Below are 26,575 nucleotides of genomic sequence, written 5' to 3' on the forward strand. Positions count from 1 at the left end.
CGCAACCACGTGCAGGCCGAACTCGCCGAAAGCCATGGCGTGTCCCAGTCCACCATCAGCAGAGCCATCGCCACAGTCACCACCCTCCTGGCCAACACCCTCGAGGAGGACATCCCCACCCTGGCAGACATCCCCACCAACACCGCCCTCCTGATCGACGGCACCATCCCGCCCAGTCACGACTGGGCCGACCAGCCCAGCCTGTACTCGGTCAAGCACCACCACACCTGCGTCAACATCCAGGTCATCACCGACACCCCGGGACGACCCCACTGGATCTCCAACCCACTCCCCGGCAGCACCCCTGACGCGACAGCCCTCGACACCCACGACATCCTCACCCACCTCGACCCGACCAAGATCATCGCCGACAAGAGCTACATCGGACGAGGCCTCACCACACCAGTCAGAACCCCACCCCGCGAACACCGCACCTCGGACGACGAAGAACACAACCGAAACATCAACCACATCCGATGGTCCATCGAACGAGCCATCGCCCACCTCAAAACATGGCACATCCTCAGCACCATCCACCGCCGCCCATACACGACATTCGAAACCACCATCAAAGCCGTACTCGGGATCATTTTTGGCATCCTCTGAATAACCCTCCAGGCCTTTGCGAGGAACAATTGACAAGATCACCTGCCGTTTCGCTGACGTGATCGCGAGTCGTGGAATGGATCTGTCCAGATGCCGTATCCCCTTACGCGATCAGATGGTGGTCTGCCTGCTGGTCCTTCGCCAGAACCTGCCCCAGATGGCGGTCTCCGGCCTCCTGGGAGTCTCCCAACCCACGATCTCCAGGATCTGGTGACGTAATCACCTCCCTCCTTGAGGCAGTCCTGGTCCTCCTCCCCTGCGGACTCACCGAGGCGATCCAGCAGGGGCACCTCCTGCTGGTCGATGACACCTACATCCCGAGTGGGAACCACCCAGGCAGCGGACAGACAGCTGCGAGCCACTCCGGGAAACGCAAGATCCAGTGCCTCACATCCAGGTCGCCTCCACCGACCGGGGAGACCCCGTGGCGGTCTCCAACCCGTTGCCCGGATCCCGTCATGCCCCGAGAGTGATCCAAGAATGTGGTTGGAGTTCTCCTGGCTGAGGCACATGCCGACTGGATCGCCTACCCCACCACCGCTCTTACCCCGGTCAAGAAGAAATCCAACCAGCCCAGAGCCGACTGAGAGAAGACATTCAACAAAACCATCTTGAGTCTCCGCGCCAACGCCGAGTACCGCATCGCACATCATATCCGCGAAGCCTCCGAGCTCGCTTCACTCAGGAGCTCCACTTCGACCCACTCCCCGACCATGCGCCACCCCTCGTCCATGGTTTCCTCTGTCATAGTGACAATATGGCGAAGCGCTCGATGATAACCGAGGTAATGGAACAAGCGAGCCTGCATCCACACCACCCAATAGTCACTCGAGGGCTCACGCAGGACCCGGAAAGCTTCAGGGACGATGAGTTCCGCCGCAGCATCAAATGGCAATTTTCCGAGCAGCTTGCAGATCAACTCGTGAAGTACTTCGTCACGGGCCATGCGCACAAGATCTGGAATCAGCTCCATCAGCTCTCGAGAGGGAAGCTCCTGCGCCAGCTGAAGCCCGTCAACTATTTTCTCACCACTATTCAGAAGTGTCTGAACACATGACAGCACCTCAGCAGAAGGAAGTGCCGCAATTCCCTCCTTGGCCGAGCGAAGCATCGCAACAGCTTCAGTCAGACTCATCACGAAATAAAACCTTCCCCTAAATAGTGGCCATCGCGAGATCAAGCACACTGAATCCCGCGGGATAGAAGTCAATAGCCTTAAACTGGCGCCGAAATGCGACCTCGAGAACGCTCCGAGTGCAACAAAGAATCGGCCGCGTCATCGATGAAACTCTCACCAAGACAACTGGCGGAGGCAGATTTATCCCATTGCTATCCAGCAGGAAAGCCAGCGGAAGTTCAACCCCCGCGACTACCTGCAACTCACCCGCTTTTCTCATTAGCACCCAATCTTCACCGGCACCCTCATCCCACTCCAAGACAAGTTCATTTTCTCTTGCGACTCTTTCGAGGACAGGAAGCCCAACGCTACTGCCCCACCCGTCTCTCCCCTGCTCCGCGTTTTCGAGGATCTTACCAATATCAATCATAAAAGAAATCCTCAACTTGGCGGGTTACCCGGACACCCATGAACTATATTGCTTTGATTCCGGTAGACATTGATCCAATTCGTTGGTTCGCCGCCACTTGTTCCGACCGTCCCCGGAGGAAGGCCACATAGCATCCCTGCACGGCCCTGTATCCAAACACGTGAGCCAGCTGCACTAACGTGAGGCCAACTCGGCGATGAGCTCTGCTCCAACTTCGCGCACCTCCGGGTCATCACTTGCCAAGGCAAGTACTGCGACTTGTTGAGCTTCCTCGTCAAACCCGCAGTACTGCAAGATTGAAACAGTCAGTCGCCAAGAGTAGTAGTCGTAGTTGTTGTCAGGGTCCAACAGTCTTTCGAAGACCAGTGGAATCAAGGCGCGTCTCAGCTTTTTTGCCGGCACCATAGCCATCACCCTGAGGGCATCATAGTAATGGACGCTGACCTCGGTCAACCCGTAGATGAGGGGAAGCAGCTCTAGAATTTGCTTCGGATCAAAGTGGCGAAGAACGCGCAGAGCGGCTGCAACCTCCTTGACTTCTTTGCCTTCCATCATGCTTCGAAGGATTGCCGTGGCATCGCACTCCACAGAGAGAACACTGAGTTCTTTGCTGGCTTGACTCAGAGCATTGCAGGTGTCTTTGAATTTTTGAGTGATACCAACTTTGATGCTGTCACTTGATCTTTCGCTCATATCCCCATTCCATTGAACTGAACTTGCTGCTGAACTCATCAAAGGTCATAGGCTTGTCCGGGTAGACCGTTCTGTGCCCCCAGGGCATCTCTCCACCAACGTCTTTTCCGTCTGCATGAACTGCGAGCCCATCGGGCAGTTCACTTCCCTTGGGGAGTCGATGGGCTTGGCCATTTAAATTATCCGCCAGATCTTCATAGGACTTGAACGTCGAAGCCCCTTTCACTTCATCAGTCGGGACTGTGGGTTTTGGCCCTGACCCGACCATGTCTGTGCCATCCGCTACGCCAAAATCAGAGGTGCGTGGAGGACGTGGCGCAGCTCTGTTGCCAGCGGCCCATAGATCTTCTGTAGTGCATGCTCCATCGTTGTGGACCAGGACTGGGGTGTTGTCCGGGTTGTCCTTGGTGAGGACGTGGTAGTTGTGCCAGCCGGTGACCGTGATGTTGTACACCGTTTCGGTGTGGCCGGTTGCTTGCAGGCTGATGATTTCGACGGTGGTGTCGGTTGTGCCGTCGGCGGGTCTGAGGCGGTCGCCTTCTTGGAGGTCGCCTGCTGGGAGCCAGCCCTTGTCCTCGACGTAGAACGGGTGGGTTGTTGTGGTGGTGATCTCGCCCGCCGTTGTGGTCAGTGTGAGCGTTGGCACGTCCTCGTGGACGTGGACCTGCTCGACGGTGCCCTCGACGTTGTTTCCCGACACCGGGTCGTGCGAGACCACACGATCGCCGACTGCGACCTCCTCGATCGGTGTGGTCGTGCCGTCGGCCATGAGCACCTGGGTGCCCGCGGTGAAGCAGCCGTACCGTGACACCCCGCTCACCTTGGACAGGGCACCACCAGCGCCGCCCATGACTCCGCCTTCGAGGCCTCCGCTGCCCGCGGCGGAGGCGAATCCGGCGACGGTGTGGGGGCCGGGGCCGGTGAGGTAGCTGAGTCCTCCGGAGACGGCTCCGTCGACTGCCGACTCCGCCGCCCCGGTGAGGATGTTCCTTCCCAGGCACGACGCTCCCTGCGCCGCACGGCCCACAGCGGCCGCCGCGCCGCCACCGGCCAGACCAGAAACAGTACCGATGGCGCCATCAACAGCCACCTTGCCCCAGTCGACGGACCCGGTGGTGAACTTCTGGGTCGCGATGGAACTCCCGGCGCCCATGAGCGCGCCACCGATCATCGCGGCACCGATCGGCCCGCCGACACCGGTGCACATCACCGCAACCCCGGCGACGATCACCGCACCGGCGGCGATGTACTCCCAGTTGTTCTTCACCCAGGAGGTCGCCGCAGCAGCCGTGTTGGCCAGCCACCCGTTCGAGGCCTGCTGGTACACCTTGAGGTCGTCCTCGGACACCGGCCGCAGCCCCAGCGGATCCGACGCGCCCACCGGGTCGTTCCCGGCCCACGCATACGGGTTCCCTGCCCAACCCGACGCCGTCACCGGCAACAACGGATCGGGCGAGAGGAACGAACGGGTCGCGGGATCGTAGGCCCTCACCCCGGTCAGGGACAGCCCCTCCAGATTCAACGCACCCCACGGACCGATCCCCACCTCACCAGCCCCTTGCTGGGCGGCATCGCCGAACCCGGCGGCGCCGGGGACCTCGATCGAGGGGATCAGCCAGGCGTCCGCGCCGGCACCGTCGATCTCCGGCACCAGCCACGACCCTCCGCCGCTGCCCGCATCGGCCCGGCTCGGCTCCCCCGCCAGAGCAACGGCGGCCAGGGCATCAACCACGACCTGGCTGCCCACCTGCGCCAACGACGGTGCCGCCGCCGCGGAGTCCCAGTACACCTCCGCGCCATCCACCCGGGCCAGTTGCCCACCCGCATCGGTTTCGAGATCCCGACGCGAGGTCACGCGCACACTGTCGCCGTCATGGACCACACTCGTCACCGACGCCAGGAAGCCGCGCGGGTCCCAGGTGAAGATGCGTTCCGCATCCGGGCCGACCTCACGGATCCGCTGCCCGTCCGCGTCATAGCTGAAGGTGGTCACCACCCCGCCGGGGCCGGTGGCGGAGACCAACTGACCAGCCACGTCATAGCTGAACTCGGATCGGGCCCCTCCCACGACCTGCGAGACCAGACGGCCGCCCGCGTCCCATTCATAGGCACTGACCAGGCCCTCGCTGGTGACCGAGCCGACCAGACGCCCGGCATCGTCGTAGCTGAACTCCGTGCGCAACCCGTCGCTGACCTGGGCCACCACCCGGTCATCGTCGTCCCGCTCCAGCACCAGCTCCTGGATGAACCCACGCCGATTGACCCGGTTCCCGACCACGGCGCCGCCTCGCCACGTCCACGTGGCGTCCAGACCGTCCCCGACCACCCGGGTGATCCGCCCAATCGCGTCACGACTGATCTCGATGCGTCCCGTCGCAGGATGCTCCACCGCGGCGAGACGGTTGTTGGCGTCGTAGTCATAGCGGGTGATGGACCCGTCCGGACGGCACATCGACGAGCGTCTCCCCCCCTCGTCGTAGGTCCACCACACCCCGGCACCATCGCGCAGCCGCCGCAGCAGATGACCGCGCGCATCCCACGCCATCTCCACCCGGGTACCGCTGCCCTCGGTCAGCGTCATGGTCCGCGCCGAGAAGTCCCGCTCAAACCCCGACAGCAACCTGCCATCGGCCAACGTCCGCGACAGGCGGCCCTTCTCATCCCACTCCCAGGCCAGCACCTGCCCCGACGGCCGCACCGAACGCACCACCCGTCCGGCAGCATCCCGCGTCCACACGGTGGTGCGACCCAGCGGGTCGGTCTCGGAGGTGACCCGCCCCATCTGGTCGAAGGTGCGCCGGGTCACTCCCCCGGCAGGATCAATGACCTCGACCTGATGGGCCAACTCGTCATAGACGAACCGCGTCACCCCACCCAGGGCATCCACCGCCTCGACCAACTGCCCTGCGGCGTCGTAGCGGAACCTCCGGTGCCCATGCCACGGATCCCGGATGCTCACAATCCGGCCACAGCGGTCGTACCGGAACCGCACCGTGCCGCGCCCCGGCTGTCGACGCTCGATGATCCGACCCGCCTCGTCGAAGCGCGTCGTCACACGCTCCCCGGTCGGCCACACCTCACCCACGACCCGAGAGTCCGCGTCGTGGATCAACTCGTAACGATCCCCACCCGTGGAGACGGTCGCCACCCACCGCCCGCACGCATCGTACTCGTACCGATAGGTGCCACCGGTGGGCTGAGTGACCGCGATCAGCCGCCCCGCGGCATCCCGCTGCATCCGGGTGACCGCACCATCAGCCGCCACCTGCTCCACCAACCGACCACACAGGTCATAACGATTGACGACCTCCTGCCCGTCAGCACCCGCCATCGCGACGAGCCGCCCCTGCAGGTCATACCTCGCCGACAGATCATCGCCACCATCACACACCTTCGTCGGTGCACCGGAGGCATCACGCTCCACCAAACGCACCACACCCGTCGGATCCACGGTGCGGGCCAGCTCACCATCCTCACCGTAGGTCAGGGTGCGGGCCCCCTCGGCCGCGTCGGTCATGGTCACCAGCCGCGACAGGGCGTCGTAGCCGAAACGCCACGACGAACCATCCGGCAGTTCCACCGAGGCAAGGTTCCCCAAGTCGTCGTAGCTCTTCCGCAACCTCCGACCCAGCGGATCCACCGTCTCGGAATTCTCACCCGAATCGTCATAGGCCATCTCGGTGCGGGCACCCTCAGGATCGATGACAGCGATCAGACGCCCCGCCGAGCTGTGTTCAAAACTCCAACGCGCCCCCGTCGGGTCGGTACGCGAGGTCAACAGTCCTGTCGCCGGGTCGTAACGGAAGGTCGTCCGGTGCCCCAGCGGGGTGACCGCAGCAACAACCCGCCCCACCTCATCGCGCTCCAAACGGGCGGTGGCGCCCATGGCATCGGTGGAGGAAACCAGTTCCCCGTGCTCGTCGTAGGCGAAGTCCACACTCACCCCGCTCGGATCAGTGATCCGCCGCAGCAGCCCGTTCTCCCACAACATCGCGGTGACCCCACCCTCGGCGTCCACCACCCGCGAAGGCGAACGATCCGTGCCCTCGTAGAAGTAACGGGTCACCGCATCCGGCTCCCCCTCCTCGGCGCGCACCCTCAGGCTGACCAGCCGATCCTGGTCATCCCACTGGCGCTCCTCCACCATTCCCGAGGGCAACTGCCTGATCACCAGACGTCCACGGGCGTCGTAACTGCTGACGGTCATCGCACCGTCACGCCGACGCACCATGACCGGGTTGCCCCACTGGTCATAGGCGGTGGACTGGCGACGACCATCAGCATCGATCAGCCCGATCAGACGACCCCGCCGATCATGAATCCACGTGTTGGCCCGGGAACCATCCTCATCACTGGTCTCCGTGATCCCACCCGAGAGATACACAAACCTCGTGCTACGACCAAAAGGCGACAACTGCGTGACCACCCGCCCCCGATCGTCATAGGTGTTGCGCACCTCAACGACCCCGTCGGCATCCCTCACCTCGACGATGCGACCCACATCATCCCAGCCGTAACGACGGATCCGCCCCGGCGCCCGAACCTCAACCAAACGCCCGACCTCGTCATAGCCATAAGCGACGCTGCGGCCGTCCGTAGCGGCCACCGCCACCACACGCTCACCACTGCCATCCCAACAGACCTCGATGCCGCGCCCGAACTCGTGCCGCATCCCCACCAGCCGCCCATCCGCGTCGTGGTCAAAGATCACCCCGGTACCCGGACCCGACGAGATGCTCCGCACCCGGCCCGCAGCATCCAACAACCAACGCATCCCCCACGAGGAGGTCACCACGTGACCACTCGAAGTACTCTCCAACCACAGGTTCTCACCCCTGGCCCGACCCCAACCCTCACCAAGACGAGGAAACACAACAACGCGGCCATCGAACAAAGTCAACCGGGCCGTCTCCCCAGTGAACTCAAGCCCCGCCTCCGTCCACCACGACCAACCCGGCCCGAAAGCCCCAACCGCAGGATTCAAGGAACTGTAAGCCCTCGTCACCCCCAAGGACACCGCAGGACCAGTGAACGGAAGATCCTCCTCATTCTCAAGGAAACCACCCGAGGCAGCGTTCACCGGATCATTGGAATACCCAGTGGTGGGAGGCGAACCGTAAGCCGTCGGCGGATCAATCTGGATATCCGTGCGCTGATCCGCGACCCCCGCCGCCGCCAAAGCAGCATCCAAAGTGGCATCAGAGACCGAGACCGGCCCATCCCCACCCCCCGCCTCCTCAAAGGCCTGCGCCACAGTATCAGCCCACACCGCATCCGTCTCATTCGCAGCCAACCACGCCTCGTAACCAGAGATCACACTCGAAGCATCCAACGTGGCCCACGAACACGACGTCGCAAACGACGAACAATGCGTCCGCAGCGTCCCCGGAGTCGACCTCACCTCCTCATCAGCGGCCCGCGAGTTCTTCGCGAAACTCCGCAGATTCGACGGCCTCGCCGACGACGTCGACCCAGCCCCCCGCCCCTCCAAAGGCGAACGCTCAACCGGAGCCGGCGGCGTCACCGACTCACTCGGCCCCTTCGAATCCTCATCGATCTCCGGGAAGGGCGGGGTCTCTCCGCACTGCCAGATGCCATCCCAAGTCTTCTGCAACAAATTACGGTTCGCCCGGCGCTCCGCCCACTCCCGGGCCTGACGACGGCGCTTGTTCTCCTCACGGGCCTTGACATCAACCTCCGCAACCCTCGTCGCAACCAGCCGCAGGTACCTCGCGATCTCATCCAGATCACTCAACTGAGTGGCGCCATTGGCCTTGAACAGCGACGAGTAGTAGCCCTCGAAGTCGGTGAGACCGTTGGTCCGGTACGTCGAACGCGACCCACGCTGCCCCTCCAACACGGTTGCGGCATTCTTGAACGCCGTCTGCAAGCTCGACGAGACACTGAAGTCGTAGGCGACATCAGGCAAACCCTTGAGGTTGTCGAGGTTGGCATCATCGAGCTTCACAGTCCCACCCATCTTCCTGGAGTCTCACCAACGTTCACTATAGGTGAGCGAGGTTCACCGCACGCGCGCTGCCCCACACGACCTCGAGCAGGGTCCGCCCCCCGTCGTCGCAATGGCGCCGTCACAACCTCTAATACACTGGCGGTCATGCCCACTCCCGATTCCGTGCGACTCGCCCTTCCCTCCGAGGCCGTCGACGTGGCCCGTCTGCAGCGACGGTCCTGGTCCCGGATCAAGGGCATGGCACCAGCCTTGGCAGCGTTCACCGCCGACCAGGCGGTCCGCACCTGGCACGAGGCCATCGTCAAACCCCCGCTGGCACACTGCCGGGTCCTCGTCGCCCTCCAGCAAGGGCAGGTCGTCGGTTTCGCCGTCACCGGCCCCAGCGACGACCCCGATGCCGCAGTTGATGACGGGATGATCGCCGAGTTCGTCGTGGACGGTGACGAACTCGGGGATGACGCCTCCCGGCTGCTCAACGCAGCGGTGGACACCCTCCGAGCGGACGGCTACGAGACCGCCACGTGGTGGGTGCGCAGCGAGGACGACGCCCTGCGTGGCTTCCTCGTCGAGTGCGGCTGGGCAGCGGACGGCGCCCATCGCAGCCTCGGATTCGAGGAGGAGACGGACGCCATCAAACAAGTACGGTTGATGACCAGGATCGGTTCAGATACCGAGGACTGACTCGATCCCCAGGGTCAGGCCGTGATGGCCGACGACGTGCCGGATCCCCGCCAGGACCCCGGGCATGAAACTGGCCCGGTCATAGCTGTCGTGACGGATGGTGAGGGTCTCCCCTGACGCCCCGAGCAGCACCTCCTGATGGGCCACGAGCCCCATGAGCCGGACCCCATGGACGTGGATGCCGTCCACGACGGCCCCCCGAGCCCCGTCGTCGTGCACCGTCGCGTCCGGGACCGGACCGAGCCCGGCGGCCCGGCGGGCCTCGGCGATCCTGCCAGCCGTCGACACCGACGTCCCCGAGGGTGCGTCCGCCTTGTTCGGGTGGTGCAGTTCCACGATCTCCACGCTGGGGAAGAATGGGGCCGCCTTGGCGGCGAACTGCATCATGAGCACTGCCCCGATCGAGAAGTTCGACGCGATGAGCACCCCCACCTCGGGGTGGGCGTCGCACAGTTCCCGTACCCGATCGAGCCGTTCCGGGGTGAACCCGGTGGTGCCGATGACCATGTGGATGTCACGGCTGAGGCACCACTCGATGTTGTCCATCACCGAGTCGGGATGGGTGAAGTCGACGGCGACCTGGGCGCGCCCGATCTGCTCCCTCGGTTCCCCGATGTCCACCCCCGCGATGGCGTTCATGTCCTCGGCCTGGGTGACGGCCCGCACCACCTCGGAACCCATCCGCCCGCTGGACCCAAAGATCCCCACCAGGATTCTGTCCATTGCTGCGCCCTTCCTTCCTCATTGATGGGACCAGTCAACCACTCTTCGGCCCGGGTGTGACAAACGGCCGGGGAGAACCTCCCCGGCCGTTCACGTCATGGCATCACTCCTGCTCGGAGTCCTCCGCCTTCTCCTCGGTCTCCTCGACCACGGGGATCAGGCTGAGCTTGCCACGGTCGTCGATCTCGGAGATCTCGACCTGCAGCTTCTGGCCGACGCTCACGACGTCCTCGACGTTCTCGACACGCTTACCCCCCGCCAAGGAACGCAGCTTGCTGATGTGGAGCAGGCCGTCCTTGCCCGGCAGCAGAGACACGAAAGCACCGAAGGTGGTGGTCTTGACCACCGTGCCGAGGAAACGCTCGCCCTTCTCCGGCATGTGCGGGTTCGCGATGGCGTTGATCGCGGCGACGGCGGCGTCCGCGGACTCTCCGGTCTCGGCGCCGACGTAGATCGTGCCGTCGTCCTCGATCGCGATGCTGGCGCCGGTGTCGTCCTGGATCTGGTTGATGACCTTGCCCTTGGGCCCGATGACCTCACCGATCTTGTCGACGGGGATGCGGATGGTCACGATCCGGGGAGCGTAGGGGCTCATCTCATCCGGGGTGTCGATGGCCTCACCCATCACTTCCAGCAGGGTGTGCCTGGCCTCCCGGGCCTGCAGGAGCGCCTTCTGGAGCTCCTCGGCCGGGATGCCGTTGAGCTTGGTGTCCAGCTGCAGCGCCGTGACGAAGTCCTTGGTCCCGGCCACCTTGAAGTCCATGTCGCCAAGGGCATCCTCGGCACCGAGGATGTCGGTGAGGGCCACGTACTTCGTCTCGCCGTCGATCTCCTCGCTCATGAGACCCATGGCGATACCCGCGACGGCGGCTTTGAGGGGCACACCGGCGTTGAGGAGGGACAGGGTCGACGCACACACCGAACCCATGGAGGTGGAGCCGTTGGAGCCGAGCGCCTCCGAGACCTGACGGATCGCGTAGGGGAACTCCTCGCGGGTCGGCAGCACCGGGAACAGGGCGCGCTCGGCGAGCGCCCCATGGCCGATCTCACGACGCTTGGGCGAACCCACGCGGCCGGTCTCGCCGGTCGAGAAGGGCGGGAAGTTGTAGTTGTGCATGTAGCGCTTGGTCGTCTCCGGCGAGAGGGAGTCGATCTTCTGCTCGAGGTCGAGCATGTTGAGGGTGGAGACGCCGAGGATCTGGGTCTCGCCCCGCTGGAACAGGGCCGAGCCGTGGACGCGCGGGATCACCGCGACCTCCGCGGACAGGGTCCGGATGTCACGGGTGCCACGCCCGTCGATGCGGACGCCCTCGGTGAGGGTGCGGTGTCGAACGATCTTCTTGGTGAGCGCCTTCAGAGCGGCGGACACCTCGTTGCCGCGGCCCTCGAACTGCTCGGCGAGCTGCTCGACGACATCCGCGCGGATGGCGTGCGTGGCGTCGTCGCGGTCCTGCTTGCCGGGGATCTGCATGGCCTCCGCCACCCGATCCGCGGCCAGCTTCTCGACCGCGGCGTAGACGTCGTCCTCGTAGTCGCGGAAGACCGGGAAGTCGTAGGTCTCCTTCGGCAGCTTCGCCTTGAGCTCCGACTGGGCGTCGCAGAGGATCTTGATGAACGGCTTGGCCGCCTCGAGCCCCTGGCCGACAACCTCCTCCGTGGGCGCGGTGCGCCCGGCGCGGACGTTCTCCCACGTCGACTCGGTACCGCCGGCCTCGACCATCATGATGGCGACGTCACCGTCAGCCAGGACACGCCCGGCGACCACCATCTGGAAGGAGGACTTCGTCACCTGCTCGACGGTCGGGAAGCAGACCCAGGTGTCGTCGATGAGAGCGATGCGGATGCCGCCGATGGGGCCCGAGAACGGCAGGCCCGCCAGCGTGGTGGCCATGGAGGCCGCGTTGATGGCCACGACGTCGTAGTAGTGGGTCGGGTTGAGGGACAGGACGTCGACGATCACCTGGACCTCGTTGCGCAGCCCCTTGACGAAGGCGGGACGCAGCGGCCGGTCGATGAGGCGGGCGGCGAGGATGGCGGCCTCACCCGGACGTCCCTCGCGGCGGAAGAACGAGCCGGGGATGCGCCCGGCGGCGTACATCCGCTCCTCGATGTCGACGGTGAGCGGGAAGAAGTCGATGGCGTCACGGGGCGCCTTCGCGGCGGTGGTGGCCGCCAGCAGCATGGTGTCGCCGTCGAGGTAGACGGCGGCTGATCCGTCGGCCTGCTGGGCGAGAATGCCGGATTCGAAGCGGATGACGTGACGGCCGTACTTGCCATTGTCGATGACGGCTTCGGTGAACTCGAGACCAGGTCCTTCCATGGACAAAGCTGGCTCCTTTCGGTGGTTGGCTACCCGCAGGACGCGGTCATGCCGCCAGTTCCACCGGCCTTCGATCGAGACCCGCGGGGCCGTTGTCCGAACCCGAGGGCCACTACCGAGGACCAGGTGAGAACCCCTGGGTGGCAGCGGGGAGATGAATGATGAAGTTGTGTCGTGGGAATCCTACCGGCTTCCCACGAAAAGAACACGAGGACAGCCCCGTGGGAGCGGGGCTGTCCTCAGGATACGTTTCGTTTGCAGATCAGCGACGCAGGCCGAGGCGGGCGATCAGTTCGCGGTAGTGCTCGATGTCCTCACGCGCGACGTAGTTGAGCAGACGGCGGCGCTGGCCGACCATCAGCATGAGACCACGACGGCTGTGGTGGTCGCCCTTGTGGACCTTGAGGTGCTCGGTCAGGTGAGCGATCTTCTTGGTCAGCAGAGCGATCTGCACGTCCGGCGATCCGGTGTCACCCGGGGTCTTGGCGTACTCTTCGATGATCTTCTTCTTCTCGGCAGCATCCATGTCTGGGTTCCTCTCCGGTTCGCTGCACGGCGCCCCCGTTGCGGGTGCGGTTGGGGCTCTTACAGGGCCGTGGCCGATCTACGGCAACCTGAGGATCCTAGCACCTCGGCGCCCCTGCCCCCAATCGGGAAACAATCACCCCGGATGTGGACCCAACGGCTGTCCAAAGGATGACCGGATGGACCTCATCTCCACCTGATCTGCCGGGAGGCACTAGGGTGAGGCCAACGCTTCGCAGAGAGGACCATGCCATGGCTGTCATCGTTCGCCCCGTCAACGAAGCCGATCTCCCCACGTTGCGGGAGCATCAGGCCCGCCCAGAGCTGGGCCTGGTCGACGAACACTTCGCGGCCGCCCAGGCCGGTACGCTCATCTTCGCCGTCGCCATCGAGGACGACGAGGTGCTGGGAACCGCGCTCCTGGACTTCGGCCCGGAGGCACTGGTACCTGAGTTGCGGAACATGTACGTCCACCCCCATGCACGCCGACGCGGTGCCGGCCGCGCGCTCACCCGGTGGGTGGAGGATCAGGCCCGCGCAGCCGGGTACCGGGAGGTCTTCCTCGCGGTCGACCCGAACAATGAGCGCGCCATCCCGCTCTACGTCTCGCTGGACTACCTCCCCACGGGCGAGCACATCCTCGTCGACTCCCCCGAGGTTCCCCAGGTCAGCGGCGACTCACAGCCCAGCCGACACTACGCCATCTACCAGAAATCCCTGTTCACCATCTGACCGGGAATCACCGGGTCCGGAGCCCGCCCTCACTCGACACCGAGGATCCGACGGCACTCCGCGACGTCGGTGCGCATCTGGCTGATGAGGCCCTCGACGCCGTCGAAACGCACCTGACCGCGCAGCCGGGCGACGAAGTCCACGTCCACCCGGACGCCGTACAGCTCGAGATCCGTGTGGTCGATGACATGGCTCTCGACCCGACGATCGGCACCCTCGAAGGTCGGGTTGGAGCCAACCGAGATCGCAGCGGGCAAGGGTTCACCACCCTGCGGGGTCAGCCACCCGGCGTAGACACCGTCCGCCGGCACCGCCATCTCCGAGGGAACCGTCAGGTTCGCCGTCGGGAACCCCAGTTCCCGGCCCCGCTGGTCCCCCACCACGACGAGCCCGCTGAAGCGGAACCAGCGTCCCAGGTGCTCCGCAGCGAGAGCGACATCACCCACCTCGAGGGCGTCCCGGATGAGGGTGGAGCACGTGGCCTGTTCAGCCACCGTCGCCAATGCCAGGGCCCGCACCTCGAAGCGCCCCTGCGAGAGGGTCATCAGGGTCTCGACGTCGCCCGCCGCCCGATGCCCGAACCGGAAGTTCTCCCCCACCACCACCACGCGTGGTTCCAATGGCGCCACGAACCGCTCGACGAACTCGGCCGGGCTCAGCTGCGCGACCTTCTCGTCGAAACGCACCACCCTCACCTCATGTGCCCCTGCATCCTTGAGCAGTTCGATCCGCGCCTCGAGGTCGGTCAGGAGTTTCGGCGCGGATTCGGGACGCAGCACCAGGAGCGGGTGGGGCCAGAAGGTGATGACCGCGAGTTCTCCATCACCTCTTTCGGCCTCGAGAACACTACGGTGTCCGAGATGGACACCGTCGAAGTTTCCGACGGCCACGACACGGGATCCCTGATTCACGGCCCATACGTTAGCCGTGCACAACAAGGATCGCACCCGCGACACCGGGCTGGCGGTGTGCGGGTGCGATACCTCAGGGCTGGTGTCAGCCGTCCTCGAGGACGACGTAGAGCTGCCGGGGACCATGCACGCCCTCGACACGGCTCAACTCGATGTCACTCGTCGCGGAGCCACCGCTGATCCACGTGACGGGTCGACCCGCGACCACGGCCTCCTTCAGCCGGTGCACCGCCTCTGGGACATCGGAGACGACGGACTCGGCCCGAACGACGCACACGTGACGGTCCGGCACCAGGGTCAGTGCACGACGTCCCTGATCGGCGGCGTGGTCGAGACAGATGGTTCCCGTCTCGGCCATCGAGACCGCGGAACCGGTCAGGACGGCGTCGATGTCGTTGAGCTGCTGATGGCTCAGCTGCTCGTCCCGCACCACCTGCATCCCGGCCGCGGACACGGCCTCGACCCACGCCTGGGGTGCACCGTCCGGTACCACCACGGTGCGGGCCCCCAACTCCTTCAACGCGGCGACGATCGCTCCGGGGGTCCCCGTGGCAGGGGTCCTCGTGATCCGCGCCTTGTAGTCGAGGATGTTCTCGACGAAGGTCTCGAGGACGTCCTCCAGCGGAGTCGGCTGGTTGTACTTCCACGTCACGGCGACGTCCTTGACGGGATCCTTCTCGACGACGTCCTTCGTCGCCTTGCGGATCCGCTCCAGGATCTCCTCTCGGGCGCTCACTTGGAGGCCTCCTCTCGCTCTCGTTCCTTCCACCAGTCGCGGAAGGTCTGTTTGGGTGGCACGGGCAGGTCGCGGGCGCTGCTCCATCCTGAGGCGGGCCACGGGAGCGCCCCGAAGTGACTGCGTTTACCGAACATCCGTCCCGCCATCTTCGTGAAGAACTGCACGAAGGCGAAGTTTCGGCTCTTCGCGAAGACCCAGGCGACGACCTTGAAGATGAGCGATTCAACGGTTGGGCGATGTTCCGTCTTCTTCTGCACCACCTTGTTCCGCATGTGGACGAGGATGTCGGCGATGGGGATCTTCACCGGGCAGACATCATTGCAGGCACCACAGAGACTGGACGCGTAGGGCAACGACTTGTCCACGGCTGACGCGACGCCCCGCAGCTGGGGGGTGAGGATCGCCCCGATCGGCCCGGGGTAGACCGACCCGTAGGTGTGACCGCCGACCCGTTCGTAGACGGGGCAGACGTTCATGCATGCCGAGCAGCGGATGCAGCGCAGCGCCTCACGACCCACCGGATCCGCCAGCACGTTGGTGCGCCCGTTGTCGACGAGGACGACATGCAGGTCCTGGGGACCATCACCCGGGGTGACACCGGTCCAGATGGAGGTGTAGGGGTTCATCCGCTCGCCGGTGGAGCTTCGGGGCAGCAACCGGAGGAAGACCTCCAGGTCCTCGAAGGTCGGCACCAGCTTCTCGATGCCCACCACCGAGATGAGCGTCTCGGGCAGCGTCAGACACATGCGCCCGTTGCCCTCGGACTCCACGATCACCAACGATCCGGTCTCCGCCACGATGAAGTTGCCACCGGACACGGCGACCTTGGCCCGGAGGAACTTCTCGCGGAGATGGACGCGGGCCGCACCGGCGAGTTCCGGGGGGTTGTCGCTGATGCCCTGCGGCGCCGGCGTCCCCCACTGCCCCATCTCCTCGAGGAAGATCTCGCGCACCTCGGAGCGGTTGCGGTGGATGGCCGGGACGAGGATGTGGGAGGGCCGATCGTGTCCGAGCTGGACGATGAGCTCGGCGAGGTCGGTCTCCCAGGCGGCGATGCCGGCCTCCTCCAGGGCCTCGTTGAGGTCGATCTCCTGCGTCGCCATCGACTTGATCTTGACGACCTCGGTGGTGTTCTTGCTCTTGACGAGGTCGATGACGATCCGGTTGGCCTCCTCCGCGTCCCGGGCCCAGTGGACCTTGATCCCGGCGGCGGTCATGGCGGCCTCCGCCTGGACGAGGTACTGGTCGAGGTGACGGCCGACCCGATTCTTGATCTGTTCCCCGGCCTCACGCAGTTCCTCCCAGTTGGCGACCTCGGAGGCGCGGGTGGCCCGCTTGGCGCGGATCACCGACGTGGCGTGGTGGAGGTTCTTGCGCAGCTGCTGGTTGTCCAGGGCGGCCTTCGCCGACTTGGGGAAGGCAGGCATCCCCAGATAGGTGCCGGACGGGGGCGCCGGGGTGAGGCGGCGACGGGACTCGGTGACGGTCATGCTGCGTCTCCTTCCGTGTGGGCGAGGATCTCGGCCAGGTGGATGGGTTTCACTCCGGCCTTCATGCGGTGGAGAATGCCGGTGATGTGCATGAGACAGGCGTTGTCTCCCGTGACCACGAACTCAGCGCCCGTGGACTTCACGTTGCGGGCCTTGTCGGACCCCATGGCGACGGAGACGTCGGGGTTCTTCACGGAGAAGGTGCCGCCGAAGCCGCAGCACTGGTCCGCGTCGGGCAGCGGCGCCAGGTCGATGCCACGGACCGCCTGGAGCAGCTGGTAGGGACGATCGCCGACCTTCGCGACCCGTACCGAGTGGCAGGTCGGGTGGTAGGTGACCCGATGGGGGAAGTAGGCGCCCACATCGGTGACGCCGAGCACGTCGACGAGGAACTCCGTGAAGTCGTAGGACCTTCGGACCAGCGACTCGGCGGTTGCCTTGAGGCCCTCATCGCCCGCTCTCTCGGCCAGCATCGGGTGCTGGTGCCGAACCGCTCCGATGCAGGAGCCGGACGGGCCGACGATGTAGTCGTAGGGCTCGAAGGCCCTCGCGTAGCTCTTCACGGAGGCCAAGGCCTCCTTGAAGTAGCCGGTGTTGGCGTGCATCTGTCCACAGCAGGTCTGTTCCTTCGGGAACACGACCTTGCAGCCGAGACGCTCCAACACCTTCACCACCGCGATGGGGGTGCCGGGGAACATCGTGTCATTGATGCAGGTGGCGAACAGCGCCACCGTCTTTCCGGTTCCGGGTGCCATGTCTCTCTCCTTTTCGACGAGGCAGTCCAGTGGGGGTCAGGGAAGCAGCCAGCTCAGGACCGGCGTCGACATGAGTCCTGAGATGAGGCACAGCAGGAAGAGCAGGATGAAGCTCCAGGCGATGATGCGACGCAGGATGGCGGACTCGCTGCCCGCGAGCCCGATGGCGCTGGCCGCAATGGCCAAGGACTGGGGCGAGATCATCTTGCCCACGACGCCACCCGCGGCATTGGAGCCGACGAGGAGGGCCCGCATCTTCTCCACACCCAGCGCGGAGGCCTCTCCGATCTCGGTGCCGATGTTCGACTGGAGACCGGAGAACAGGATGTTCGCCGAGGTGTCGGACCCGGTGACATAGGTACCGATCCAGCCGAGCACGGGAGCGAAGAACGGGTAGAGGACGCCAACACCCGCGATGAAGGTTCCGAGGGCGAGGGTCTGCCCGGAGTCGCCCATCACGTAGGCCAGAGCGACGACCGAGCCGATGGTCAGCATCGCGAACTTCATCTTCTTGACGTTGACCCACAGTTCCTTGAAAGCGTCGGCCAGGGAGACCCGGTAGACGAGCGCGGTGAGGAGTGCGACGAGCGCCAGGAGGATGCCGGGCGTGGAGGCCCATCCGAAGGTGTAGGTGATGTGCTTGGCAGGCTTGCCCGCGAAGTCGACAAGTCCCTCGAGGGCGGGCCAGGGGACGTTGACGTCCAGGCGCTTCATCGCGGCCTTCACCGCGGGAAGGGCCGCGAGGCTGAACACCACGATCACCATGATGTAGGGCACGAGGGCCATGAAGATGCGGCCCCCGGTGAGGTTGGAGGTGTCCGGCGTCTGCACCTCGACGGGCTCGGTTTCCAGCTCGGCATCGACGGGCTCGCCGATGCGTGGGATTGCCTCGGCCCCTCCCTGGGCCTTCCAGAAGCGGGTGAAGACGATGGCCACCCCGACGGTGACGACGGCGGCGATGAGCTCGGTCAGGTTGTACAACGGGGTGGCGGAGACGATCCACTTGACCACACCGAAGGTGATGCCGACGACCAGTCCGACGGGCCAGCACTGCTTGACTCCTTGCTTGCCGTCCATGACGGCCAGCAGCAGGAACGGCACCACGAGGCAGAGCATCGCGGTGATCTGCCCCGTGATCGGGGAGATCGCCAGGACGTTGTCGCCGAAGTTGCCCTCCTTCGCCGCCTGGATGACGGGAAGGCCGACGGCACCGAAGGCCACGGGAACCGTGTTCGCCAGCAGGGCGATGAGGGCTGCCCTGATCTTGGAGAACCCGATGGCCACGAGCATCACGGCTGTGATGGCGACCGGGGCACCGAACCCCGCCAGCGCCTCGAGCAGGCCGCCGAAGCAGAACGCGATGAGCAGGCCGAGCACGCGAGGATCGTCGCTGATGAGGAAGAACGTGTTGCGCAGGTCCTCGAAGCGGCCGGAGATCACCGTGACCTGGTACATCCAGATCGCCATGAGGAGGATCCACACGATCGGGAACAGGCCGTAGAGGAAGCCGTGCACGCTGGTCGACAGGGCCATGAGCACGGGCATCTTGAAGGCAAGGATCGCCACAAGGAAGGCGAGCGCCCAGGAGACGGCACCTGCCACGTGTGCCTTCCACCTGAGAGCTCCCAGGGTGATGAGCATGCAGGCGATCGGTATGAGCGCCACGAGCGCCGAGAGCCACTGGGTACCCAGCGGGTCAGCTATGGGCTGGAAGCCCTCGAGCGGGATGAACATAGACAGAACTCCATCGTCCACCGGGCCCACCGCGAGCCCGAATTGGTCCGACCTTAACATCCACCCGTTCGCGACACACTGTCGGGGTCGAAAAAGACTGCACAAACCTCAACTTCCCTGCGAGGTGTGGGCCGAAGTTCCGCAGGGGTGCCAGAATGGGCACGTGGCCGGTGAAGACAGGAAAGCCCACCAGATCGCCCTCGATCACATCGAGAGCGAGCTGCTGACGGGGAACTACCCCGTCGGCACCAAACTGCCCTCGGAGCGGGAACTCGCCGAACATCTCGGGATCAGCCGAGGGGCAGTGCGTGAGGCGATCCGCGTCCTTCAGGCCCAGGGTATCCTCGAGTCCCTGCCCGGCCCCGGTCGCGGCACCCGCACCATCGCGGGACACACCGAGGCGCTCAGCAAACTGCTCCGCCTCCACCTCGCGGTCACATCGACCTCCGCGGGCGATCTCACCGAGACGCGACGGGCCCTGGAGCGTTCCACGGTCTCCCTCGCGGCCAGACATCGCGACGACCACGCTCTGCGTCGTCTGGAGGAACTCGTCACGCGCATGGATGAGGAGCACCGCCTCGAGGAGTTCAACCTCCTCGACACGGACTTCCACCTGGAGATCGCTCAGGCGGCCCGCCACGCCTTCATCGGGGACCTGACGTGTGCCATCCGTGTCGCCCTGCGAGACCCCATCCACCGGGCCTCCGTGGCCATGCCGGACTGGCAGGCTCTCCGCACCAACCTCTGTGAACAGCACCGGGGCATCTTCGAGTCGATCGCCGACAGGGACGCCGATGCCGCCGCTGAACGCATGGACCAGCACATCCGGAGCGCCTACGCCATCCTCCGCCCGGAGCTGTGACCCCTCACGGCACGAGCACGGCGACGGGGCGGGCCCCCTCACCGTCGGGGCGGTAGAGTGCCAGCAGTTCCCCCTCCGGGGAGATCACTCCGGTCACCTCCGCGGGAACCGCATGGTCGATACGCCGCCCGAACCGGACATCCCGGGCCGTGACCTCGTCGACATCGATGCAGGGGAAACTGCGTCGGGCTGCGTCGGCCATCGACATCAGTTCGGGGGCCTCGTCGCCGAGTTGCACCGCGGCGGCGAGATCGAACCCACCGACCCTCGTGCGTCGCAGCGAGGTGAGATGCCCGCCCACACCGAGGGCGGCCCCCAGGTCGCGGGCGATCGCGCGGATGTAGGTACCTGAACTGCACTCCACGTCGACGTCCAGATCCACCACACCGTCGCCGACGCGCACGTCCAGCACGTCCAACCGGGTGATCTCCACCCGCCGGGCCTTGAGTTCGACGTCCACGCCCTGCCGCACCAGGTCGTAGGCACGCCTGCCCTGCACCTTGATCGCCGACACCGCCGACGGGGTCTGCCACACGGCTCCCCGCATCGGGGCAAGTGCCGCCTCGATCTCCTCGTGGGTGACCGCGGAGGCGTCGGCAACGGCCGTCACCTCACCGTCGGCATCATCGGTGTTCGACGACTCCCCCAGCCGGATCGTGGCCAGGTACCGCTTGTCGTGCAGTGCAAGATGACCGAGCAGCTTCGTCGCCCGGTTGACGCCGAGAATGAGCACCCCCGTGGCCATCGGATCGAGGGTGCCGGCATGACCGACCCTCCTGGTGCCCAACAGGCGACGGAGGCGCCCCACCACCTGGTGTGAGGTCACCCCCGTCGCCTTGTCGACGACCACGAGGCCTGAGGCCGCGGTCACTCGTCCTCGTCGGACTCGCGCGGCTTCTGGTACGGATCGGACTCGCCCGCGAAGGTCTTGCCGACGGCCTGGGCCGCCACCTCCGCGTCCTGGGCGGCGGCCTTCGCGAGCAGATCCTCGATGCTGCGCGCCGCCTCGGGGGTGGCGTCCAGCACGAAGGTCAGCGAGGGGGTGTGCCGCAGCCCCAGCTGGGATCCCAGCGTGGAGCGCAGCATCCCCGTCGCGGAGGTCAGAGCCGCAGCAGTGCCCGCCCGCTCCGAATCGTCACCCATGACCGTGTAGAACACGGTCGCCTCGCGGTTGTCACCGGTCAGCCTCACATCGGTGAGCGTCACGAAGCCGAGCCTCGGGTCCTTCACCCGCCGCTCGATCGCAGAGGCGAGAATCACCTTGATCTGGTCAGCCAGCTTGGCATTCCTGGGATTGGCCATGTCTTCCCTTCCGTCAGGAGCGCTCGCGCTCGACCATCTCGAAGGTCTCGATGATGTCGCCGATGCGGATGTCGCCGTAGTTGGCCAGGGTCATACCGCACTCGAAGCCCTCACGGACCTCGGTGACGTCGTCCTTCTCACGCCTGAGCGACGCGATGGAGGTCTCCGCCACGACGATGCCGTCGCGCAGGAGCCGGGCCTTCTGGTTCCGCTTGATGGCACCGTCGATGATCATGCAGCCCGCGATGTTGCCGAACTTGGAGGAACGGAAGATCTCGCGGATCTCGGCCTGACCACGGATCTCCTCCGCGTAGATCGGCTTGAGCATGCCCTTGAGGGCTGCCTCGATCTCGTCGATGGCGGCGTAGATGACCGAGTGGTACCGGATGTCGACGTTCTCGCGGTCCGCGAGCTGGGCCGCATGGGCCGTGGCACGGACATTGAAGCCGATGATGACGGCCTTCGACGCGGCAGCCAGCGACACGTTGGTCTCGGTGATGGCACCCACACCACGGTCGATGACGCGCAGGCTGACCTCGTCGCCGACATCGATCTGCGACAGGGCGTCCTCGAGGGCCTCGACGGAACCGGCGCCGTCGCCCTTGAGGATGAGCAGCAGCTCCTGGGTCTCGCCCTTCTGCAGCTCGTCGAACAGCTGGTCCAAGGTCTTGCGGCGGCTCGTCTTGGCCTGCTGGGCCGCCCGCATGCGCGCCTCGCGCTTGTCGGCGATCTGCCGCGCCATGCGGTCGTCCTCGACGACCAGGAAGTTGTCGCCGGCGCCGGGGACCGAGGTGAGGCCGAGCACCTGGACGGGCATCGACGGCGGGGCCTCCGTCACGTTGCGGCCCTGGTCGTCGATCAGCGCACGGACGCGGCCATGGGCCGACCCCGCGACGATCGAGTCGCCGATGCGCAACGTGCCACGGTGCACCAGCACCGTCGCAACCGGACCACGTCCCTTGTCGAGGTGGGCCTCGATGGCCACGCCCTGCGCAGGCATGTCCGGGTTGGCGCGCAGGTCCAGGGCCGCATCCGCGGTCAGGACGATCGCCTCGAGCAGGTTGTCGAGGCCCTGCTTCGTCACGGCGGACACGTCGACGAACTGGGTGTCACCGCCGTACTCCTCCGGCACGACGCCGAACTCGGAGAGCTGGCCGCGCACCCGAACCGGGTCAGCGGTCGGCTTGTCGACCTTGTTGACGGCCACGACGATCGGCACATCGGCCGCCTTCGCGTGGTTGAGCGCCTCGATGGTCTGGGGCATGACGCCGTCATCGGCCGCGACCACGAGCACCGCGATGTCGGTGGACTTGGCGCCACGGGCCCGCATGGCCGTGAAGGCCTCGTGACCGGGGGTGTCGATGAACGTGATGGCACGTTCCTCGCCGTCGACCTCGGTCTCGACCTGGTAGGCACCGATGGCCTGCGTGATGCCACCGGCCTCGCCCGCGACGACGTTGGTGTGCCGCAGGGCATCCAGCAGCTTGGTCTTGCCGTGGTCGACGTGACCCATGACGGTGACGACCGGCGGACGGGCCTCGAGGTCCTCCTCGCCACCGATGTTCTCGCCGAACTCGAGGTCGAAGGACTCCAGCAGCTCGCGGTCCTCGTCCTCGGGGGAGACGACCTCGATGTTGTAGTCGAGTTCCGCACCGAGCACCTCGAGAGTGTCGTCGGCGACGGACTGGGTGGCGGTGACCATCTCACCGAGGTGGAACAGCACCTGCACCAACGACGCCGGCTCGACGCCGATCTTCTCGGCCAGATCCGTCAGCGAGGCGCCACGGCGCAGGCGCACCGTCTGCCCGTCGCCCTTGCGGACGCGCACACCTCCGATGGAGGGGGCCTCCATCTGGTCGAACTCCTGCCTGCGCTGCTTCTTCGACTTGCGACCGCGTCGGCCACCGGCACCACCGCGACCGAAGGCACCCTGCGTGGAGCCGCCACGACCGCGGCCACCGCCGCCGCCACGACCGCCACCACCGCCGCCGCCCATCGGGGGGCCGCCGAAGCCGCCGCCACCACCGGGACGACCGGGGCCACCGCCGCCGGGACGGCCACGGCCGGGGCCGGGGCGACCCGACCCACGCACGGCCGCCTGGCCGAGGTTCGAGTTCTGCGTCTTCGGCATCATGGCCGGGTTGGGGCGCGGCAGACCCCCGGTGCCACCGGGGCGGGGCATCCGCTGCCCGTCACCGGGTCGTGCACCACCACCGGCGCCGCCCTCGGGGCGCCGCTGCGCACCGGGACGGCCGACACCCATGCCCTGGGACGCGGCGAAGGGGTTGTTCCCGGGACGAGGCGCTCCGGGACGGCGCGCCCCGGCTCCGGGAGCCTGACCGGGAACGGCGGGACGCGGGCCCGGACGTGCTCCGGAACCGGGACGAGGGGCCGCCTCGGAGGGACGCGGCGTCGTCTCACCGCCCTGACGCTGGGCGGGCGGGGTCGGCTTGGGTCCGGGGGCGGCAGGGCGTGCACCACCAGGACGCGGAGCACCACCGGGCCGCGGAGCACCACCGGGCCGCGGGGCACCCGGACGGGGCGCGGGGGTCGGACGCGACACCTCGGCGGGCTGGCTCACCGTCGGGGCACCGGGGGTGGCGACGGGAGCCGCCGGGGCGGACGGCTTCGGGGAGTTCGGGCGTGCCGCGGGCTTCGCCGGAGCAGGGTCCTTCTTCTCCTTGTCCTTGGGCGCTTCCTTCGCCGGGGCCTTCGCGGCCTCCTTCGGGGCCTCGGGGGCGGGCGCGTAGGCCTCTCGGATCCGTCGCACGACGGGGGCCTCGAGGGTCGATGACGGGCTGCTGACGAATTCGCCCATCTCCTTGAGCTTTCCTAGAAGCTCCTTGCTTGTGATCCCGATCTCTTTTGCGATCTCGTGGACGCGGGGCTTGGCCACTTGTCTCCTTCGTCAGGGCCGCCGGACACGCATCCTCGGCCCACTAGCTGGTTTGCTGGGTCATCTCATGTACTCATCGAGTGGTCATGAGCGTTAACTCACTTTCTGGGGAGCGCGACTGGATGTCGCGCGGGTGATGGGCCACGCGGAATGGTCCGAGGGCCAACGGGCATCCTACCGCTCAGGGCACGTCAATATCCAACTGGCGCATCGCCTCGAAGCCTGCGTTCCAAGGCCTCCGAGAGCTTCGCTCCCCCACCGAGCACCCGACGCAGGGCCTGCCGTTTCATCGCGACGTCCAGACAACCCCTGTGGAGGTAGGCTCCACGCCCCTCCAGACGGGGTCGGGTGGCGTCGACGAGCACGTCGCCGATCCGCACGATGCGCACCAGCCGCGACTGGTCGTCACGGCGTCGACATCCGATGCAGGTGCGTTGGGGTTCCACGCCCCAAGGTTCTCACACCCTCATCGAATGCCCAGCATGGCCACAGGTTGCTGACAGTCACGGCTCCGAGAGTGGAACCCATCAGTTGGCAGAGACCGACTGGGAAAGGAAGAGAACACCATGAGGAAACTCGCCCTCACGGGAGCGGCGACCCTGGCCAGTGCCGGACTCCTTCTGGGGATTCCCCAGATCTCCCACGCCGAGACCGATCAACCGAGCGATGGCCCGAGCGCCTCCAGCTCATCGACGCCTCGTCCCGGCCCGGGCAAGGGCCCCCAGCACCTCGACCTGTCCGCCCTCGCGGAACGTCTCGGAGTCGAGGAATCGGCCCTCAAGGAGGCCTTCGAGGCGATCCGACCCTCGGCCCCCTCCTGGTCCGAGAAGGGACAACCCCCCTCGGCCGAGGCCCGGGAGCAACGGCACGAGGAACTCGCCAAGGCCCTGGCCGAGAAACTGGGGCTCGACAAGGCGACGGTCTCCTCGGCCCTCACGGAGATGCATGAGGCAAGGAACAGGGAGCACGCCGCCCGCCTCACCTCCGTACTGGAGCAGGCCGTGACCGACGGCACCCTCACCCAGACCGAGGCCGACGCCGTGGCCAAGGCCGCAGCCGCCGGGTTGGTCGGCCCGGCCGGCCCAGGGGGTGGTCGCCGGTAGACCTGACCGCAGAACCCCCTTTCAGGCGTCCGGCTGGATGTCGATCCGCCACCCGGTGAGTCGAGCAGCCAGCCGGGCGTTCTGCCCCTCCCGGCCGATGGCCAACGACAGCTGGTAGTCCGGAACGATCGCCCGACAGGCGTGGCCCGCCTCGTCGATCACCGTCACGGAGAGGACCTTGGCGGGGGACAGCGCTGCCGCCACGAACTTCGTGGGATCCTCCGACCAGTCGACGATGTCGATCTTCTCGTCGTTGAGTTCATTGGTGACGGCCCGGACCCGCTGGCCCATGGGACCGATGCAGGCCCCCTTGGCGGAGACGTCGGGGTTGCTGCTCACCACCGCGATCTTGGAACGGTGCCCCGCCTCACGGGCCACCTCCTTGATCTCGACGACGCCCTGGGCGATCTCCGGGACCTCCAGGGCGAAGAGTTTCCGCACCAGGTTGGGGTGGGTCCGGGAGACCAGGACCTGGGGACCGCGCGCCTCGCGCCTCACGCTGACGACGTAGACGCGGATGCGTTTGCCGTGGGAGTAGTCCTCCCCCGGCACCTGTTCCGACAGCGGCATGATCGCCTCGAGGGTTCCCAGATCGACCCGCACGGCCCGGGAATCCCGGTCCGCCTGGATGACCCCCGTGAGGATGTCTCCCTCGGACCCCGAGAAGTGCCCGTACTTCTGGTCGTCCTCCGCCTCGCGGATGCGCTGGAAGATCACCTGACGTGCCGTCGACGCCGCCACCCGCCCGAAGTCCTCCGGCGTGCAGTCGTAGTACCCGATCACGTTGTCGTCATCGTCGAACTCGGGGGCGAGCACCGCCACCTGCCCGGTCCTCTGGTTCAGTTCGACCTTCACGCCGCGCAATGGGTGATCGGTCTTCTGGTAGGCCCCGAGCAGGGCGGCCTCGAGCGTGTTGACCAGGTATTCGAAGGGAATCTCCTTGTCACGCTCGATGGCGCGCAGGGCAGCCATGTCGATGTCCATG

The 26,575-nt window shown here is 66.1% G+C and carries 23 protein-coding genes; 6 read left to right on the plus strand and 17 right to left on the minus strand.

Going from position 1 to position 26,575, the window contains the following annotated elements:
- Both EII35_RS00005 and EII35_RS16660 read left to right on the plus strand, forming a co-directional pair.
- Nucleotides 1-606, plus strand: a 606-nt coding sequence (locus EII35_RS00005) for a transposase family protein (protein ID WP_125226410.1), incomplete at its 5' end; no start/stop codon positions are given.
- A 115-nt stretch (nt 607-721) separates the two neighbouring features.
- A complete protein-coding gene (locus tag EII35_RS16660; RefSeq protein WP_395858204.1) occupies nt 722-820 on the plus strand; it encodes a hypothetical protein in 99 nt (32 codons plus the stop codon).
- A 435-nt stretch (nt 821-1,255) separates the two neighbouring features.
- Here the strand turns inward: EII35_RS16660 and EII35_RS00010 are convergent, their stop codons facing one another.
- The 4 genes from EII35_RS00010 to EII35_RS00025 all read right to left on the minus strand — a co-directional run bounded on the left by EII35_RS00010 (nt 1,256) and on the right by EII35_RS00025 (nt 8,814).
- The gene (locus EII35_RS00010) at nt 1,256-1,744 is read right to left on the minus strand and encodes a hypothetical protein (protein WP_125226411.1); all 489 of its coding nucleotides are present in this window, start codon (nt 1,742-1,744) and stop codon (nt 1,256-1,258) included.
- 16 nt (nt 1,745-1,760) lie between these two features.
- A complete protein-coding gene (locus EII35_RS00015; protein WP_125226412.1) occupies nt 1,761-2,153 on the minus strand; it encodes a hypothetical protein in 393 nt (130 codons plus the stop codon).
- 174 nt (nt 2,154-2,327) lie between these two features.
- Nucleotides 2,328-2,846, minus strand: a complete 519-nt coding sequence (locus EII35_RS00020; protein ID WP_185744079.1) for a hypothetical protein — start codon at nt 2,844-2,846, stop codon at nt 2,328-2,330.
- Nucleotides 2,827-8,814: a polymorphic toxin-type HINT domain-containing protein gene (locus EII35_RS00025; protein WP_185744080.1), complete on the minus strand. Its 5,988-nt coding sequence runs from the start codon at nt 8,812-8,814 to the stop codon at nt 2,827-2,829. The genes EII35_RS00020 and EII35_RS00025 overlap by 20 nt, the downstream gene beginning before the upstream one ends.
- Nucleotides 8,815-8,961: 147 nt before the next feature.
- On the opposite strand from EII35_RS00025, the gene EII35_RS00030 reads away from it, so the two are divergent.
- Entirely contained in the window at nt 8,962-9,498 is a 537-nt protein-coding gene (locus EII35_RS00030; RefSeq protein WP_125226415.1) for a GNAT family N-acetyltransferase, read from the plus strand.
- Here the strand turns inward: EII35_RS00030 and dapB are convergent.
- From dapB to rpsO, 3 genes are all read right to left on the minus strand, one after another.
- A complete protein-coding gene (gene dapB, locus EII35_RS00035; RefSeq protein ID WP_125226416.1) occupies nt 9,481-10,221 on the minus strand; it encodes a 4-hydroxy-tetrahydrodipicolinate reductase in 741 nt (246 codons plus the stop codon). The genes EII35_RS00030 and dapB overlap by 18 nt on opposite strands.
- A 103-nt stretch (nt 10,222-10,324) precedes the next feature.
- Nucleotides 10,325-12,541: a polyribonucleotide nucleotidyltransferase gene (locus tag EII35_RS00040; RefSeq protein WP_125226417.1), complete on the minus strand. Its 2,217-nt coding sequence runs from the start codon at nt 12,539-12,541 to the stop codon at nt 10,325-10,327.
- A gap of 262 nt (nt 12,542-12,803) precedes the next feature.
- The gene (rpsO, locus tag EII35_RS00045) at nt 12,804-13,067 is read right to left on the minus strand and encodes a 30S ribosomal protein S15 (RefSeq protein ID WP_125226418.1); all 264 of its coding nucleotides are present in this window, start codon (nt 13,065-13,067) and stop codon (nt 12,804-12,806) included.
- A 251-nt stretch (nt 13,068-13,318) separates the two neighbouring features.
- Here rpsO and EII35_RS00050 point away from each other — a divergent pair, with 251 nt between their 5' ends.
- Nucleotides 13,319-13,798, plus strand: coding sequence for a GNAT family N-acetyltransferase (locus EII35_RS00050; RefSeq protein WP_185744081.1), 480 nt, complete (start codon nt 13,319-13,321; stop codon nt 13,796-13,798).
- 29 nt (nt 13,799-13,827) lie between these two features.
- Here the strand turns inward: EII35_RS00050 and EII35_RS00055 are convergent, their stop codons facing one another.
- The 5 genes from EII35_RS00055 to EII35_RS00075 all read right to left on the minus strand — a co-directional run bounded on the left by EII35_RS00055 (nt 13,828) and on the right by EII35_RS00075 (nt 19,427).
- Complete coding sequence (locus EII35_RS00055) at nt 13,828-14,709, minus strand: bifunctional riboflavin kinase/FAD synthetase (protein WP_395858205.1); 882 nt, start codon at nt 14,707-14,709, stop codon at nt 13,828-13,830.
- Between the two features lie 85 nt (nt 14,710-14,794).
- The gene (locus tag EII35_RS00060; RefSeq protein WP_260464957.1) at nt 14,795-15,445 is read right to left on the minus strand and encodes a LutC/YkgG family protein; all 651 of its coding nucleotides are present in this window, start codon (nt 15,443-15,445) and stop codon (nt 14,795-14,797) included.
- Nucleotides 15,442-16,938, minus strand: coding sequence for a LutB/LldF family L-lactate oxidation iron-sulfur protein (locus EII35_RS00065; RefSeq protein ID WP_125226421.1), 1,497 nt, complete (start codon nt 16,936-16,938; stop codon nt 15,442-15,444). Before EII35_RS00065 ends, EII35_RS00060 begins: the two co-directional genes overlap by 4 nt.
- Entirely contained in the window at nt 16,935-17,693 is a 759-nt protein-coding gene (locus tag EII35_RS00070; RefSeq protein WP_125226422.1) for a (Fe-S)-binding protein, read from the minus strand. The genes EII35_RS00065 and EII35_RS00070 overlap by 4 nt, the downstream gene beginning before the upstream one ends.
- A 36-nt stretch (nt 17,694-17,729) precedes the next feature.
- Nucleotides 17,730-19,427, minus strand: coding sequence for an L-lactate permease (locus EII35_RS00075; protein ID WP_125226423.1), 1,698 nt, complete (start codon nt 19,425-19,427; stop codon nt 17,730-17,732).
- A gap of 163 nt (nt 19,428-19,590) precedes the next feature.
- Here EII35_RS00075 and EII35_RS00080 point away from each other — a divergent pair, with 163 nt between their 5' ends.
- Complete coding sequence (locus EII35_RS00080; protein ID WP_260464958.1) at nt 19,591-20,289, plus strand: FadR/GntR family transcriptional regulator; 699 nt, start codon at nt 19,591-19,593, stop codon at nt 20,287-20,289.
- Between the two features lie 4 nt (nt 20,290-20,293).
- On the opposite strand, the gene truB is transcribed toward EII35_RS00080, so the two are convergent.
- The 4 genes from truB to EII35_RS00100 all read right to left on the minus strand — a co-directional run bounded on the left by truB (nt 20,294) and on the right by EII35_RS00100 (nt 24,933).
- Nucleotides 20,294-21,160, minus strand: a complete 867-nt coding sequence (gene truB, locus EII35_RS00085) for a tRNA pseudouridine(55) synthase TruB (protein WP_125226425.1) — start codon at nt 21,158-21,160, stop codon at nt 20,294-20,296.
- Nucleotides 21,157-21,591, minus strand: coding sequence for a 30S ribosome-binding factor RbfA (rbfA, locus tag EII35_RS00090; protein WP_125226426.1), 435 nt, complete (start codon nt 21,589-21,591; stop codon nt 21,157-21,159). Before rbfA ends, truB begins: the two co-directional genes overlap by 4 nt.
- 13 nt (nt 21,592-21,604) lie before the next feature.
- On the minus strand, nt 21,605-24,487 hold the full coding sequence (gene infB / locus EII35_RS00095; RefSeq protein ID WP_125226427.1) for a translation initiation factor IF-2: 2,883 nt from the start codon (nt 24,485-24,487) through the stop codon (nt 21,605-21,607).
- Nucleotides 24,488-24,678: 191 nt separating this feature from the next.
- On the minus strand, nt 24,679-24,933 hold the full coding sequence (locus EII35_RS00100) for a YlxR family protein (protein ID WP_125226428.1): 255 nt from the start codon (nt 24,931-24,933) through the stop codon (nt 24,679-24,681).
- A 120-nt stretch (nt 24,934-25,053) separates the two neighbouring features.
- Here EII35_RS00100 and EII35_RS00105 point away from each other — a divergent pair, with 120 nt between their 5' ends.
- On the plus strand, nt 25,054-25,590 hold the full coding sequence (locus EII35_RS00105; protein WP_125226429.1) for a hypothetical protein: 537 nt from the start codon (nt 25,054-25,056) through the stop codon (nt 25,588-25,590).
- Between the two features lie 21 nt (nt 25,591-25,611).
- Here EII35_RS00105 and nusA read toward each other — a convergent pair whose 3' ends face one another.
- Nucleotides 25,612-26,574, minus strand: coding sequence for a transcription termination factor NusA (gene nusA / locus EII35_RS00110; protein WP_125226430.1), 963 nt, complete (start codon nt 26,572-26,574; stop codon nt 25,612-25,614).
- Between the last annotated feature and the right edge of the window lies 1 nt (nt 26,575).

This window comes from Arachnia propionica, assembly GCF_003932785.1.
GTDB classification, from domain to species: Bacteria; Actinomycetota; Actinomycetes; order Propionibacteriales; family Propionibacteriaceae; genus Arachnia; species Arachnia propionica_B.

What these genes read in the sequence shown, in the direction of transcription:
- EII35_RS00075 (WP_125226423.1), bottom strand. Translation starts at nt 19,427, where the DNA reads ATGTTCATCCCGCTCGAGGGCTTCCAGCCCATAGCTGACCCGCTGGGT.
- EII35_RS00050 (WP_185744081.1), top strand. Translation starts at nt 13,319, where the DNA reads ATGGCTGTCATCGTTCGCCCCGTCAACGAAGCCGATCTCCCCACGTTG.
- EII35_RS16660 (WP_395858204.1), top strand. Translation starts at nt 722, where the DNA reads ATGGTGGTCTGCCTGCTGGTCCTTCGCCAGAACCTGCCCCAGATGGCG.
- nusA (WP_125226430.1), bottom strand. Translation starts at nt 26,574, where the DNA reads ATGGACATCGACATGGCTGCCCTGCGCGCCATCGAGCGTGACAAGGAG.
- EII35_RS00015 (WP_125226412.1), bottom strand. Translation starts at nt 2,153, where the DNA reads ATGATTGATATTGGTAAGATCCTCGAAAACGCGGAGCAGGGGAGAGAC.
- EII35_RS00070 (WP_125226422.1), bottom strand. Translation starts at nt 17,693, where the DNA reads ATGGCACCCGGAACCGGAAAGACGGTGGCGCTGTTCGCCACCTGCATC.
- EII35_RS00020 (WP_185744079.1), bottom strand. Translation starts at nt 2,846, where the DNA reads ATGAGCGAAAGATCAAGTGACAGCATCAAAGTTGGTATCACTCAAAAA.
- EII35_RS00105 (WP_125226429.1), top strand. Translation starts at nt 25,054, where the DNA reads ATGAGGAAACTCGCCCTCACGGGAGCGGCGACCCTGGCCAGTGCCGGA.
- dapB (WP_125226416.1), bottom strand. Translation starts at nt 10,221, where the DNA reads ATGGACAGAATCCTGGTGGGGATCTTTGGGTCCAGCGGGCGGATGGGT.
- EII35_RS00065 (WP_125226421.1), bottom strand. Translation starts at nt 16,938, where the DNA reads ATGACCGTCACCGAGTCCCGTCGCCGCCTCACCCCGGCGCCCCCGTCC.
- EII35_RS00040 (WP_125226417.1), bottom strand. Translation starts at nt 12,541, where the DNA reads ATGGAAGGACCTGGTCTCGAGTTCACCGAAGCCGTCATCGACAATGGC.
- rbfA (WP_125226426.1), bottom strand. Translation starts at nt 21,591, where the DNA reads ATGGCCAATCCCAGGAATGCCAAGCTGGCTGACCAGATCAAGGTGATT.
- EII35_RS00030 (WP_125226415.1), top strand. Translation starts at nt 8,962, where the DNA reads ATGCCCACTCCCGATTCCGTGCGACTCGCCCTTCCCTCCGAGGCCGTC.
- rpsO (WP_125226418.1), bottom strand. Translation starts at nt 13,067, where the DNA reads ATGGATGCTGCCGAGAAGAAGAAGATCATCGAAGAGTACGCCAAGACC.